This window comes from Bacillus sp. JST-5 (genome assembly GCF_057747715.1).
Genome location: NZ_JBYLHW010000062.1, coordinates 1 through 14,542, shown reverse-complemented (window position 1 = coordinate 14,542; position 14,542 = coordinate 1). Strand labels below are relative to the sequence as shown.

Here is a 14,542-nt window from a genome sequence, read left to right as displayed (position 1 = left end):
TCCTCACTATAACTCAAAAAAGAAATAGTGGGTAAGATCACCCGTCGATGACCTTACCCACTAATCTTAGTATGTTTTCTTCCATGGCTTATCCTTCTAATAATAATTGTTCAGGGTCTTCAAGTAATTCTTTTACTTTTACTAAGAAACCAACAGCTTCTTTACCGTCTACGATTCGATGGTCATAAGATAGTGCTACATACATCATCGGTCTGTTTTCAATTCGTTCATTGTCTACAGCTACTGGACGAACTTGAATTTTATGCATTCCTAAAATACCTACTTGAGGTCCGTTTAAGATTGGAGTGGACATTAATGATCCGAAAACTCCCCCATTTGTTATAGTAAATGTTCCACCTTGAAGGTCACTTAAACTTAATTTATTATCTCTTGCTTTTTTAGCTAAGTGTAAAATATCAGATTCAATTTCAGCGAAGTTTTTCTTATCTGCATCACGTACAACAGGAACAACTAATCCTTCATCTGTAGACACAGCTACACCGATATCATAATATTTTTTGACGATTAATTGATCTCCAGCAATTTCTGCATTTAATAGAGGGTATTTCTTTAAAGCAGCAACAACGGCTTTTGTAAAGAATGACATAAATCCAAGTCTGACTTCATGCTCTTCATAAAACGCATCTTTTCTACGTTTACGTAATTCCATAACTGCTGTCATGTCAATTTCATTAAATGTTGTTAACATTGCAGCTGTATGTTGGACTTCCACTAATCGTTTAGCAATGGTTTGTCTTCTTCTAGACATTTTAATAATTTCTACTGGTTTACCTTCAGGTGTATCAATCACAGGTGTTTTTGCTGCTGGTTGTGCTGGTGCACTAGTTGGTTGTTTCGGTGCATTTGCCGCAGCTTCAACATCTTGTTTTCTAACTCTACCTAATGGATCAACAGTAGGAACAGTCGTTAAGTCAATTCCTTTTTCTCTTGCTAATTTTCTAGCTGCCGGAGAGGCGATTGGTCTTTGACCAGATGTTGATTCTTCTTTTTCAACAACAGGTGTAGAAGGTGCTGTCTCTTGTTTTGTTTCTTCTGTTTTCGGAGCTTCTGTTTTTTGTTCTTCTTTCGGTGTAGTTTCTGTTGCAGTAGCTCCTTCTTCTACGATTGCGATTGTTTCTCCAACTTTTACAGTGTCACCTTCATTAAATAATAACTGCTTAATTACACCAGCTTCTTCTGAAATTAAATCTACATTTACTTTATCAGTTTCTAATTCGGCAATAGCTTCTCCTTTATTAATATAGTCACCAGGTTGTTTTAGCCATTGAGAAATCGTACCTTCTGTAATAGATTCTGCTAATTCCGGCACTTTAACATCTGCCACTTGAAAAATCCCCTTTCATCTCATAAAAAGTTTAATATCTTAACAAAATTATGAACGTTTAAATGCTGCTTCAATGATTCTAGATTGCTCAGCTTTATGAGCAAGTGGATCTCCTTCTGCCGTACTTGATCTTCTACGGCGTCCAACGTAGACAACATCCACTCCTGCTGGAGATAATGCGTGAATTCTAGGTTCAACGAAGTTCCACGCACCCATATTTTTTGGTTCCTCTTGCACCCAGAAAATCTCTTTTAAGTTCTCATATTCTTTCAAGCGATTAGCTATTTCTTCCATTGGGAATGGATATAGTTCTTCAATTCTTAAAATATGGAACCAGTCTTTATCTTCGATTTGTTCAAGCTTTTCAGCTAAATCGATTGAAACTTTACCAGAGCATAGAATGACACGTTCTACTTTTTCTGGTTTTAAACCTAGACCCGGTTGTTCAACAACAGGTTGGAATTGATGTTTTGATAATTCTTCTCCATTTGCTGCCACTAATGGGTGACGTAGTAAACTTTTTGGAGTCACAATAATTAACGGACGAATTTCATCTTTATTTAACATTAAAGCTTGACGTCGTAAAATATGGAAATATTGAGACGCCTTAGATAAATTCGCAACCGTCCAGTTATTTTCAGCAGCAAGTTGTAGAAATCTTTCAAGTCTCGCACTTGAATGTTCTGGACCTTGTCCTTCGTAACCGTGTGGTAATAACATGACAAGTCCTGATTTTTGCCCCCATTTTGCTCTTCCAGAAGATATAAATTGGTCAATGATTACTTGTGCTGAGTTAGCAAAATCACCAAATTGAGCTTCCCACAATACTAGTGTTTCAGGAGCAAATACGTTATATCCATATTCAAAGCCTAACACACTAGTTTCAGATAACGGGCTATTGTGTACGGCAAAAGACGCTTTTGCTTTTGACAATTGATGTAAAGGTGAAAATACTTCTCCTGTTTCAAAGTCATGCAACATGATATGTCGATGCGCAAAAGTTCCACGTTCAGAGTCTTGTCCAGTTAATCGAATTGGAATACCCTCTGTTAAGATCGATGCAAATGCTAATGTTTCTGCATGGGCCCAATCGATTTTTCCTTCATCAAATGCTTGATCTCTTCGTTTTAATATTCTCTCTAATTTTTTAAATGGTTTAAATGATTCTGGCCAAGTTAATAATTCTTGATTCAATTCTTTTAAAAGTTTTTCATTCACAGCTGTTTCTATTTTAGGGAACCCTTTCTCTACTATTAAAGGAGGATTCATTTCAGTATCTAATGCATCTTTCGCTTTAGGTACTTTTTCGTATGCTGCTTTTAATTTATTTTCAACCGCAGACAACATTTCTTGTTGTTCGTTATTTGAAATGATTCCTTCTTTTTCTAATTGAGTTGCATATAACTGACGTACGGTAGGATGCTTATGGATAATCTGATACATTAATGGATTGGTAGCCATTGGCTCATCCATTTCATTATGTCCGTAACGTCTGTATCCAATTAAATCAATTAAGAAATCTTTTTTAAACGTATGTCTATATAAAACAGCAAAATAAGCAGCCGTTAATACAGCCTCTGGATCATCCGCATTTACGTGTACGATTGGTATTTCGAATCCTTTTGCAAGGTCACTAGCATAGTTTGTGGAACGAGAATCTTCACTTTCAGTAGTAAAACCAATCATATTGTTTGCGATAATATGAATAGTACCACCTGTTTGATAACCTTTTAATCTGCTTAAGTTTAGCGTCTCTGCAACTACACCTTGTCCTGGAAACGCCGCATCTCCATGGATTAAAATACCAAGAGATGAGTTTTGATCTTGTTTAGGGAACCCTTTTTCATTCCGTTTTTCTTGTGCTGCCCTCGTATATCCAACTACTACTGGATTGACAAATTCTAAATGGCTTGGATTGTTTGCTAAAGTCAATCTTACTTCACGAGTGTTACCATCTTTTAATCTACGATCAAGTCCAAGATGATATTTAACATCCCCTGTCCATCCATAAGTAATTCCAATAGAACCTTCTGATGGAATTAAATCTTTATTTGGTGCATGTTGAAATTCTGCAAAAATCATTTCATAAGGTTTTCCTAATACATGGGCCAATACGCTTAAACGACCACGATGTGCCATTCCAATATTGATTGTTTCTGTTCCATGCTGAACAGATTCTGCAATTATTTCATCCAATAATGGAACTAATGCGTCTACACCTTCAATAGAAAATCGTTTTTGACCAACAAAAGTACGATGTAAAAATTGTTCAAAACCTTCAACTTCTGTTAATCTTTTAAGTACTTCCAACTTTTTCTCTTTGGAAAGATTACGATTGAGTTGTCCGGATTCTACTACGTTTCTCAACCAATTTTTTTCTTCCACACTGTGTACTTGGTTAAATTCAAAAGCTAATGATTGAGTATAAACTTGTTTTAAATGTTCAATAGCCTCAAATGCATTTTGTATATGAGACGGTAAGTTCAAGCTTATAATAGATGCTGGAATAGCTTTTAAATCTTCTTCCGTTAAACCGAAAGCTTTCATATCTGTAACAGAAGTATCTATTCCATCTTTAGTTAGCGGGTTAATATCTGCAGCCATATGTCCATATGTACGAATATGTTCAGCATATTTTATGGCAGCTACCGTCTTTTCTATGTTACTGGTTTGCATAAATGTTTGGGGAGCAGTCTCAGAAGAAATTTCTTTTCCTTCTATCACCGGTGGCCCCCATTGTTGGAACAATTGTTTCAAATCTTCATCGACTTGGTCTGGATCATGTAAATACAAATCATACATTTCCATGACATATCCTAAATTAGGACCGTGAAAGTTTTGCCATGGATTGTTTTTATTACTTGTAAGCTTTCCCATTTAGAAAACCCTCCAAAGAACGTAAGTAAATACAAGTTTTACGAACTATTTTAACCCCTAATTTTATACACCTTATTTTTGTACGTAAAAAAATTATGTATAAATTATTTTAATGTAGGATTTAAACGTTTCCATCCCTCATTTTACCACTGTAAAGCGATAGATACAAAGGAAATAAGATAAGAAAGGAAATAAAAAATATTTGAAATTGTCAAATATTTAACCACTTCCTTACTAATCTTTTTGTTATACAAAAATAAGATTTAAGTTTATGTTTTCCACCGAGGTATAAAATAGTAAGATTCATTATAAGGGATTGAACATATCCCATAACATATTACTACTTAAAAGTAAAAATTCCAACAGCTTATCGAAATATTCTATGAAATATTTCAACTTTTCCTTTTATGAGTTTAATAGAAATTCTTTTTAATGCATCAAATTTTCTGGATGATGTAATAAGTTGCGTTTTTTATTCATTTAATGAGAAAATTTTAATGAAAGGTGATAGAAAAACAATGATTCCAACTTTTGTTCCGTTAAGTGAAGATTCACTCATCATTTATTTTGGAAATTCGATTTCACCTGATATCTATCGTCATGTTCAAAAAGTATGTCACGCACTTTATGAAAATCCTTTTCATGGTTTTATCGAAGCTATTCCTGCCTATACAACTATTACCGTTCATTATCAATCTCAATTAATTCAATCTGATCATCCTTACTCTGAAGTCGTCACCTATATTCAAAAGTTTCTTGATAGGGATTTACCTTATCGAAAAGAGAAACGTAGAACCTTGTACATACCTGTATGCTATGATGAAGAATTTGCCCTAGACTTAAAAGATATTTGCGAGCAAAAGCGTATCTCACCAAAAGAATTAATCGCCATACATAGTCGTCCAATTTACGAAGTATATTTTATTGGATTTTCACCAGGATTCCCCTTTTTAAGAGGATTAGATGAGCGATTACAAATTCCTAGAAAATCTACTCCCCGTCCGAAAGTTTTGAAAGGGTCGGTGGCAATTGCTGGCCAACAGGCTGGAATTTATCCGGCCTCCTCTCCTGGAGGCTGGAATATAATCGGCAGAACGCCTATTTCGTTGTTTCAAATTCATCAAAAGCAACCCTCAAGACTTCGCCCTGGGGATTTAGTTAAGTTTTACCCAATTAGCAAGGAACAATTCTATGCGTGGGAGGATAAAAATTGGCCATAAAAGTAATAAAAGGTGGTTTATTTACTACGATTCAAGATTTAGGTAGATATCGTTATCAACAATTTGGGGTACCTGTTGGAGGCCCAATGGATGAATATTCGTTCAAATTAGCGAACTATATAATAGGTAATGATGAAAATGATGCATGTTTAGAAGTCACGATAATCGGGCCAGTACTTCAATTTCTTTGTGATACAATCATTTGCATCTCTGGAGCAAACCTTTCTCCAATGATCAATGGAAAAAAAGTTGACAATCATCGACCAATTACTGTCCAATCAAATGATATATTATCTTTTCAAGGTGTACGACAAGGTTGTAGAGCTTATATATCAGTAAAAAACGGAATACACATTCAACCTATATTAGAAAGTAGATCCTATTTTCCACATTCAGACGAAAGAAATTCGATTTTATTACGTCCTATTCAGAAAGGAGATATTCTTCCAGTCAAACCATTTTCGAAAATTAAATGCAAATGGAGTATTAAAGGCGATCAAGATCTATTTAATACTTCTATTATCCGCTATTTTGCAGGACCACAATTTCATTATTTTTCAATAGAAGAAATTTTTCGGTTTGAGAAATCAAAATATTCAATCTTGCCTGAGTCCAACCGTATTGGTTATCGTTTAAAAGGAGATGCTTTATCTATTAGCGAAAAACATGAAATGATTTCGGAAGGAACGACATTTGGGTCTATTCAAGTTCCGCATGACGGTCAACCAATTATATTAATGTCTGACCGACAACCGACTGGAGGTTATCCGAAACTTGGACAAGTAGCGTTTATAGATTTACCTAAATTGGCTCAAAAAAAACCAGGTGATTCCATTCAATTTCAAAGGATATCGTTAGATGATGCATATAGTCTAAAAAAGAGATATGAGAAAAAATTACGGCTATTAAAAATGTTCTTAAAGGAAAAATGGAATGAAACAAAATATTAATTTAGTACTAGATTATTAAAGAAAAAAGTAAAATGCTGAATAGCATAAAATATAAAAAATAGAAATGCCCTATTGATTTTAGTATCAATAGGGCTTCGTGTTTCGATAATCCTAATCATCGTATAAGGTTTTGTAATGCTTGAAGATTAAATCATTACCTCGATGCTTATTGTTTTTTTAAACATTCAAAGTTGGTAATATTTTTTAAAAGCTATAACATTCATACCTTCAATAGGAAACTTAGGAATAATTAAATTTATTAATTACCTCCTAAGGCACGGTAAGCATTTAAATGTCCATTTCCAAATAATTTCTTATCTGTTCCTTTAACTGGATCTACCCCTACTTTATATAAGAGGTTGGCTAATTGTTTAGGATTCATTTTTCCATATTTATCAATGAGTAATGCAGCAACTGCTGAAACTTTTGGAGTAGCCATTGATGTACCAATACTCCAATACCAACCACCATCTTCACTAGCACTCAAGTTAAATTCAGTCTCAAATAATCGTTGATCAATGTATTCGTCAAATCTTCCTTCTCTTTGATACTGATCATATAATCTTGAATCTCCACCTACAGCTGCTACATCAATAAATCCAGGTCCATAGTTTGAATAACTAGCGAGTACATCATTCGGTCCAGTCGCAGAAACCGTTACTACCCCAGGGATTGATGCAGGTACGTTAAAACCAGCACCGACAAAGTATAATCCATCTCCACCATACTCTCTATTTAAGAAATCAGTAACTTCTCGTTTATTCGTTGAGTTTAAAGCATCATTTCCTGCAGCAACAACCACTAATGCACCTTTACTAGTTGCATATTGTACCGCACGTTTGTATGCAACAAAATCTGCAACATCGTTTCCTAAGTTTTCTTTCTTACCTGTTTCAGGATCGATATAGAAAACTTGTCCTATAATATCAAATCCACCTAAACTCATAGATAAAACATCAGATCCATCATTTGCTGCTTCAACCATTGCTTTTAATATCCATGCAGTCTCAGCTGATCCTGTACCAAAGACACGATAAGCACGAATTCCTGTATTAGGTGCTACCCCTAACATTGCACCATTACCAGCAATGGAACCGGCCACATGGCTTCCATGACCATGTCTATCATCAAATGCGTTCGGATCTCCTGTTTCGCTTGGTTCGGTCCCACGAAATCCTCCAGCAGGAACAAAGTTCTTAGATCCTGGTAGTAAATTACCAACTAAATCCGGATGGTCTCTATCAATTCCCGTATCAATGATGGCAACAACTACATCATGTGATCCCGTTCCTAATTCGAAACTTGCTCCATTATTTGTAATTCTTTTGATATCCCATTGTTTTTCCCATAATGCTGCGTTTTCAAGATTTACCTCTTTTGCATTTATATTAGCATCAATTCGGATTTCTTGAGGGGTGTGCCAGTTAATTGAAGGATTCACCGCCTGAACTTTCTTTATTCCTTTAATTTTTTTATATTCATCTCCTGTTGCTTTCACCTGTAAAAACCCAATTTCAGGTACTTCATAGGCAATTTCAACACCTAATTTTGTTAATTCATCTTTAAATTCTTTTGTTATCTTGTTTTCTTTAAGCAAGATTGAATAATAGTTCTCGTTGTTGTTTGATTTTGCTGAGGCAGTAAATGGAACAGCTATGGCAACCATTAAAATTGCCACGAGAAAAATCTTGAAGAATTTCAATAAAATCCCCTCCCATAAAATATAAGTTGTCTTATTATTTCGACAGTTAAAATTTCAACGAGTTTACTATTTTTTCCTTGTGACTAAAGACACATTTAATTCCATGATTATAGTCCATTGGAATTATCTTTTGTGAAATAAAATCTTCCTTTTCATTTATGTAAAGAATTGGATGAATATTTGTATTTATGGTCATTTCGACTTATAAAAATTATTACCATTTCAATTTCCACTAAAAACCTCGTTCCTTACTGATATTTAAAATGACATCATTCTCCTTTCGTTCTATTCATCTTTTTTATGAAGCATTTAAATTGTAGTAATAAATAAATTGTACGATGAAAAGTTTATTCTGAAATAGAACATAATATTTGTAATGGAATTTGAAAATGGGAAGGAGAAAAAAATAGTGAAAGATGATCGTTTAGTATATAGTTATTCTCAATATGATCAGAAATGGGCCATTCTCTCTATTGCTTCAATCCCATTGGTTATGACATTAGGTAATTCAATGTTAATTCCTGTATTACCAACTATCGAAAAAGAATTACACATCTCTTCCTTCCAATCAAGTTTAATCATTACTGTTTATTCAGTCATCGCTATCATTTTCATACCAATTGCTGGTTATTTATCGGATAAATGGGGAAGAAAAGTAATTATTATCCCGAGTCTTATCATTGCTGGAATTGGAGGTTTGTTAGCAGGCTGGGCATCGATTCAATTAAAAAATGCCTATTTTATCATTCTTATCGGAAGAATGATTCAAGGTATTGGTGCATCTGGTGCATTCCCAATCGTATTACCATTAGTTGGAGATATGTTTAAAAGTGAAAAAGACGTGAGTAGCACATTAGGTATTATCGAAACATCTAATACTTTAGGTAAAGTTTTAAGTCCCATATTAGGGGCTTTATTAGCAAGTTTATACTGGTTTATTCCCTTTTTCTCATTTCCAGTATTTTGTTTTATTTCTATTTTGTTAATGATCATCTTTGTTAAAAGTCCAAAACGTAAAGAACATAACATATCATTTCACGAGTTTATACATAAGGTTAAAACAACTTTTCGTAGAGAAGGTAGATGGCTAGTATCAATTTTTTTTATCGGTGGGATTTTAATGTTTATTTTATTTGGACTTTTATTTTATTTATCTTCTACGCTGGAAGTACGTTTTAAAATTAATGATTTAAATAAAGGGTTTATACTCGCCATTCCATTAGGTGCCTTATGTTTGTCTTCCTATTTAACAGGAAAAAAAATTCAAGAAAATAAAGTTTTAATGAAATGGGTTTCGGTAATTGGAATTTCTATTTTGTCTGTATCCAGTTTCATGCTAAGTTTATCTGATCAATTATGGTTTCTTATTTCAATTTTTATTTTTAGTGGAATTGGTATCGGTGTATGTTTACCATGTTTAGATGCTTTGATTACGGAAGGAATCGATAAGGATGAACGAGGGACTGTAACATCTTTATATTCTTCTATGCGTTTCGTTGGTGTAGCAGCAGGGCCACCTGTAATTGCGTTAATGATGAAAAATAGTCTTTTCATTTTTTATTTAATTACAGCACTTGGAGTCCTTACCTTGTTTATTTGTTTCATAGGTATAAAGCCTGAAAATGATCGGAGAATTAATAATAACATGTAAAAATTTTATTCTAATTTTTTGTCCTATAAAATTGTTGTAAAGGAAATAAAAATGATATTTTCTTATATCAGTCAAATTGCACTAAACATACAATTAAAACAAAAAATGATTGAACAGCATTATTGGGTTCTACTGGCTTCTATATTTTAGAAAAAACATCATTTTTTAGAAAAAATTATTATGTTCCTTAAATTCATCGGCTTGTACAGTTTTGGCACGAACGCCTAGTAAACGATAACCTCACTCCCTTGCGATAAGTCAACAGTAGCTCGTGCCTCGCTGTGTTTCCTTTATCTCAGTACGAGTGGCCCTCCCGTTCATACGGCGTTCTAGATGTACCTTCACTTTTCGGATTGTCTAGTTCGGCTCGCAGTGGCTTGCGAACGACCCACTCCTTCCCCTACGATAAGTCAACATCGACTCGTTCCTCGTCGTGTTTCCTTTATCTCAGTTCTGGAGTGTCTCCCGTTCGTTCGCCACTAGGCACTCGCCTTTACTTTTCGGATTGTCTAGTTCGGCTCGCAGTGGCTTGCGAACGACCCACTCCTTCCCCTACGATAAGTCAACATCGACTCGTTCCTCGTCGTGTTTCCTTTATCTCAGTTCTGGAGTGTCTCCCGTTCGTTCGCCACTAGGCACTCGCCTTTACTTTTCGGATTGTCTAGTTCGGCTCGCAGTGGCTTGCGAACGACCCACTCCTTCCCCTACGATAAGTCAACATCGACTCGTTCCTCGTCGTGTTTCCTTTATCTCAGTTCTGGAGTGTCTCCCGTTCGTTCGCCACTAGGCACTCGCCTTCACTTTTCGGATTAAAATTGGACGGGTTGTAATTCTTCGTTTAATACGTCCATTTTATATCCATTGTTCATTAAATATTTTAATAGATCCTCTAAATGTTTAGCAGTTGTTTCGCGATCGTGCAGTAAAATAACCATTGGTTCTTCTTTTTTGAAATGGTTAATTTGTTGAATGGTATTTTGTACAAATGTCCCATCCGTCAGCTTCCAATCTTCACTATCGATATTCCAATCCCACATTTGAAATCCAGCTTGTGCTACTGCTTGTATATAATCAGAAGTCATATGAGGCTTTGACCCATATGGAGTTCGGATTAAATTCGAAAATATTCCAGTTATTTCTTGTAATGTTTGTTGACCTTGAATCATTTCTGATACAACTGTTTGCCGGTTTAAATAATATTTATTTTTATCGTGTGTAACTCCGTGAAATCCGATTTTATGTCCTTCTTGAATGACTCTTTGAACAATTTGAGGGTATTGTTTCATTGAAGGTTCTAGCATAAAAAACGTTGCTTTCACATTGTATTTAGATAAAAGATTCAATATTTCAGTTGTTGCCTGAGCTGGACCATCATCAAACGTTAAGTAAACCGTTTTATCAATATTTTTTGGAGATGATTCGATCGGAGTATTTTTGGAAGGTTTTTCCGGTTTCTTTTTACCTTTCGATGGTTTTTCTTTATTTACCTTCTCCGGCTTTTCTTCCTTTGTTGGTTGTTTCATAGCGGCTTCTGTTTGCTTCTCTTTCGAATTTAGTCGATCAATCCAAATATCCCCTATTTCTGGATTAATAATTTTTTCATGTAAAAAGTAATATGACTTAAATGAAAAATTCATTTTACTTCTTTGTACGTCTTTAACTGCATCAACCTCTGTTTTTAAAGGAAATAATAAAACGATTAAAAAAGTGAATAATAGTACAAATAAGCTAAATTTAAAGAACTTTTTTACTTTCTTGTTGACCCCCATGAATTTTCACCTTTTTTCTAAATATGTCTTTCTATTTATATGACGTTTTTATATATTGGTAAGTTACTATTTTTATATAAAATCCGACAAATTTCTTAGTTTTATAATATCATAGATTGTACATTTTTTTACAAAATTTCCAATAAAAAACTCCAGCCGTTACAGACTAGAGTTATTGAGGGTAAAATTGAAAGAACTTGTACTCTAATATCATTTTATTCTTGAATCTTTGACTATTCAATAGGAAAAATCCGGAATCTATAAGCGAAGCATGTAAATAAATAAATTATACGGTTGTACTGTCAATTCATATATGAAAATTCCACTATTATCAGCTTAAAGTATAGAGTTTAAACATATATGTATATATAAGAAGAACAATTTAGGAGGAAATCCGATGAACATAAAAAAAAATTTCCAATCGTTTGCCGAGGCTAGTGAAGTTTTAGGTGATGATTTTTGGGATGTCATCAGTGATGTATTGCCTCTTATAGGTCCAAGAATAGATATTGTTAGAACGAGCCGTGAAGTTATTGTTATTGCAGAATTAGCCGGATTGGTATCGAAAGAACAAATCTCTGTCCATGTTCAAGGAATGGTTTTAAATATTGAAGGGAATATCCAACGTCCTTACACTGAAGCTCCTTTTCAAGTGATTCAAGATGAGCGATTTCACGGAACTTTCAAAAGGAAAATTCGCTTGCCAAACGATTGTATCATTGAAAAAATGTCTGCTTCCTATATTAATGGTTTATTACAAATCGTCATTCCTACTTATTCTTCTGAAGAAAAGTATGAAAAACAAAAAATTGATGTTCAATTTATTCATCAAAATATTCCTCTATTTGGAGGAGGTCACCATGACAAAAATTAAATTTGGTCATTTACAAGTAAATGAAATAAGAAATTCCTCCGCTATATTATCAGGAAAAAATTCACCTACTGGATGGAAATCCATCGGAAAGAAATCCGAGGGATTTGGAAACATAAACGGTGATTTTAACAGAGTTGTAAAAAATATAAACATTACAAAAAAGAATAAACAGTTATTTTCTTAATGTGTATGTTCGAATTGGCGTATCAATTAAATCATGATCATGAAATAAATTTATATTTTTAGAAACACGATTAAAGTACCCACTGACAATGCCAAAACCGGCTTTATCGGAAAACGATGTACACCAATAATTTTGTTGATTTGTACCAACAAAAATTCCACAATTCTTTTCTAAATAATTAACTTTAATACTATCAAACTGGATGAATGGATTTTGATTCTTCAATAAAATCACAACCCTATACTTGTGTTGTATTGCTAGAGCCACGATATTCAATATCATTAATTTGGGTATCAAGTAAGTCTTGGTCTTGAACAATATTCAAATTACGAGAAACACGATTATAAAATCCGATAATGGAATTAATACCACCTTGTGTTTTACTATGAGACGCCCACCCATCTGCCACATTATCTCCAACAAAAATCCCTGAATTATCTTCTAAGGCATTCACTGCAATTGAATGAAATACTACTGTTTCAGCCATAACCATCCCCCCATTCCCATTCAATGTATTGTATGTATAAATCCTATGATGGTGTTAATAAGTTACTCAAAATTTTATTAATAAAAGGAATGATACTAGGTGGATAGGGACCGTGAACTTCTCGAACAAATCCTTAACCAATTGATCTCGATTGATAAGCAATTGAAATCATTAAAGGAAAATCAATCGGAATATCACTTTTCCATTGATGTTGTCAATATTCATGACCCTCATTTAGATGAATTGAAGTTTCAATTAGAATCGTTAGATATTAAAGACTTAAGTGGAGTATTAAATATTGGTAATAACTTTGGAACAAATGCTCATCATCAAAAAAAAGAACATATTCAAAGTGATAAATATAACAGAACACATATAGTTAATCGAAATGGAAAGAAAGTTGATGATGATATTTTGATCAAAATTAATCAAAAGCCTATGAAGTTTACTTTTCGTGAAGAAGGAGGAAATTAGATGGGCTATTTATCTCCCAATTTTTTTATTGGTTCGATTAAAATTGGTACGATCGAAAATGCATCCTGTTTCAACTTAGGAAATAATTTTCCAAGCCATTTTTTAAGTCATCAAAAACTAAATCAAGGATTTGGTTCAATCAACGGAGATCATAACGATATAAAAGACATATTATCCCGTTTAGATGATTGCGATGGAATTGATATGTTTAATCAAATTCCTAATGATGAAGCTGAATTATATTTACAACCATTCATTGAAGATGAAGAAAAAGTTATAGAGAAAAATTCCGAATAATACTGGTTCTTCATGTGTCAATGAACTTATCGCCTAATAGTCACATAAACTATATAAACCGTTTTATAAGGAGGAATTTCATTGGCTGCAGGCGGACCAGTTTTTATATTTAATACCATTTTTGTCAACGGACAAGAAACAAACTCAGGTGTTTTAGTTGGGCAAAATAATGCATCCAACTGGGCCAGCCATAATAAAAACCAAAGTTCAATTGGCTTTATTTTTGGTGCTTATAATACATTCCCATATAATTTTGAAATATTAAATGATCAAGATTTTATAGATACACCTATTAGTGATCCTGATATTCAACCGAGCGGACCGACGGCCCAAGCTTGACCATTTAAAATAGTTACCAATCTATTTTTTTGAAATTGATGGATATACCCTGTCCTTCTTCTAATATTCACATACCTTATAGTGAACATATTAGTAGGAGGTGTATGGGAATGAGCCACAAACATTCTGATGGATTCGGTTTTAGCTTAATCGTTGTATTGTTTATTTTATTAATTATTGTTGGTGTAGCATATTTAGGAGGATACGGTTATTAATCGAGTAGGAGGGAGCGATTAACTCCCGTCCTCTCACACCACCGTACGTACGGTTCCGTATACGGCGGTTCAATTAAGATAATTGACGCAAGTCTTTATAACTTCCGTGAATAGCTGTTCTCTTTATGCCAGTGGTCACTCCACCCTCCAAGAGGTCT

Annotated in this window: 15 protein-coding genes; 9 read left to right on the top strand and 6 right to left on the bottom strand. The window is 34.0% G+C overall.

Annotated features, from left to right (window positions below; all coding sequences use genetic code 11):
• Positions 1-88: 88 nt before the first annotated feature.
• Entirely contained in the window at positions 89-1,345 is a 1,257-nt protein-coding gene (gene odhB / locus AC3ASS_RS11395) for a 2-oxoglutarate dehydrogenase complex dihydrolipoyllysine-residue succinyltransferase (protein ID WP_488283654.1), read from the bottom strand.
• Positions 1,346-1,393: 48 nt separating this feature from the next.
• Entirely contained in the window at positions 1,394-4,222 is a 2,829-nt protein-coding gene (gene sucA / locus AC3ASS_RS11390; protein WP_488283653.1) for a 2-oxoglutarate dehydrogenase E1 component, read from the bottom strand.
• Positions 4,223-4,719: 497 nt separating this feature from the next.
• On the opposite strand from sucA, the gene pxpB reads away from it, so the two are divergent.
• Both pxpB and AC3ASS_RS11380 read left to right on the top strand, forming a co-directional pair.
• A complete protein-coding gene (pxpB, locus tag AC3ASS_RS11385) occupies positions 4,720-5,442 on the top strand; it encodes a 5-oxoprolinase subunit PxpB (protein WP_488283652.1) in 723 nt (240 codons plus the stop codon).
• On the top strand, positions 5,433-6,392 hold the full coding sequence (locus AC3ASS_RS11380; protein WP_488283651.1) for a 5-oxoprolinase subunit C family protein: 960 nt from the start codon (positions 5,433-5,435) through the stop codon (positions 6,390-6,392). The genes pxpB and AC3ASS_RS11380 overlap by 10 nt, the downstream gene beginning before the upstream one ends.
• Before the next feature lie 259 nt (positions 6,393-6,651).
• On the opposite strand, the gene AC3ASS_RS11375 is transcribed toward AC3ASS_RS11380, so the two are convergent.
• Complete coding sequence (locus tag AC3ASS_RS11375; protein ID WP_488283650.1) at positions 6,652-8,094, bottom strand: S8 family serine peptidase; 1,443 nt, start codon at positions 8,092-8,094, stop codon at positions 6,652-6,654.
• Between the two features lie 409 nt (positions 8,095-8,503).
• On the opposite strand from AC3ASS_RS11375, the gene bcbE reads away from it, so the two are divergent.
• On the top strand, positions 8,504-9,745 hold the full coding sequence (gene bcbE / locus AC3ASS_RS11370; protein ID WP_488283649.1) for a bacillibactin exporter BcbE: 1,242 nt from the start codon (positions 8,504-8,506) through the stop codon (positions 9,743-9,745).
• Positions 9,746-10,554: 809 nt separating this feature from the next.
• Here the strand turns inward: bcbE and AC3ASS_RS11365 are convergent.
• Complete coding sequence (locus tag AC3ASS_RS11365; protein WP_488283648.1) at positions 10,555-11,514, bottom strand: polysaccharide deacetylase family protein; 960 nt, start codon at positions 11,512-11,514, stop codon at positions 10,555-10,557.
• Between the two features lie 397 nt (positions 11,515-11,911).
• On the opposite strand from AC3ASS_RS11365, the gene AC3ASS_RS11360 reads away from it, so the two are divergent.
• Both AC3ASS_RS11360 and AC3ASS_RS11355 read left to right on the top strand, forming a co-directional pair.
• A complete protein-coding gene (locus tag AC3ASS_RS11360) occupies positions 11,912-12,388 on the top strand; it encodes an Hsp20/alpha crystallin family protein (protein WP_488283647.1) in 477 nt (158 codons plus the stop codon).
• The gene (locus AC3ASS_RS11355) at positions 12,375-12,572 is read left to right on the top strand and encodes a hypothetical protein (protein ID WP_488283646.1); all 198 of its coding nucleotides are present in this window, start codon (positions 12,375-12,377) and stop codon (positions 12,570-12,572) included. Before AC3ASS_RS11360 ends, AC3ASS_RS11355 begins: the two co-directional genes overlap by 14 nt.
• Here the strand turns inward: AC3ASS_RS11355 and AC3ASS_RS11350 are convergent.
• Complete coding sequence (locus AC3ASS_RS11350; RefSeq protein ID WP_488283645.1) at positions 12,561-12,797, bottom strand: hypothetical protein; 237 nt, start codon at positions 12,795-12,797, stop codon at positions 12,561-12,563. The genes AC3ASS_RS11355 and AC3ASS_RS11350 overlap by 12 nt on opposite strands.
• 13 nt (positions 12,798-12,810) lie before the next feature.
• Positions 12,811-13,059: a hypothetical protein gene (locus tag AC3ASS_RS11345; RefSeq protein WP_488283644.1), complete on the bottom strand. Its 249-nt coding sequence runs from the start codon at positions 13,057-13,059 to the stop codon at positions 12,811-12,813.
• 99 nt (positions 13,060-13,158) lie between these two features.
• On the opposite strand from AC3ASS_RS11345, the gene AC3ASS_RS11340 reads away from it, so the two are divergent.
• The 4 genes from AC3ASS_RS11340 to AC3ASS_RS11325 all read left to right on the top strand — a co-directional run bounded on the left by AC3ASS_RS11340 (position 13,159) and on the right by AC3ASS_RS11325 (position 14,384).
• Positions 13,159-13,533, top strand: coding sequence for a hypothetical protein (locus tag AC3ASS_RS11340; protein ID WP_488283643.1), 375 nt, complete (start codon positions 13,159-13,161; stop codon positions 13,531-13,533).
• Positions 13,534-13,830, top strand: coding sequence for a hypothetical protein (locus AC3ASS_RS11335; protein ID WP_488283642.1), 297 nt, complete (start codon positions 13,534-13,536; stop codon positions 13,828-13,830).
• Between the two features lie 81 nt (positions 13,831-13,911).
• On the top strand, positions 13,912-14,169 hold the full coding sequence (locus AC3ASS_RS11330; protein WP_488283641.1) for a hypothetical protein: 258 nt from the start codon (positions 13,912-13,914) through the stop codon (positions 14,167-14,169).
• A gap of 104 nt (positions 14,170-14,273) precedes the next feature.
• Complete coding sequence (locus AC3ASS_RS11325) at positions 14,274-14,384, top strand: YjcZ family sporulation protein (RefSeq protein WP_488283640.1); 111 nt, start codon at positions 14,274-14,276, stop codon at positions 14,382-14,384.
• Positions 14,385-14,542: the final 158 nt, after the last annotated feature.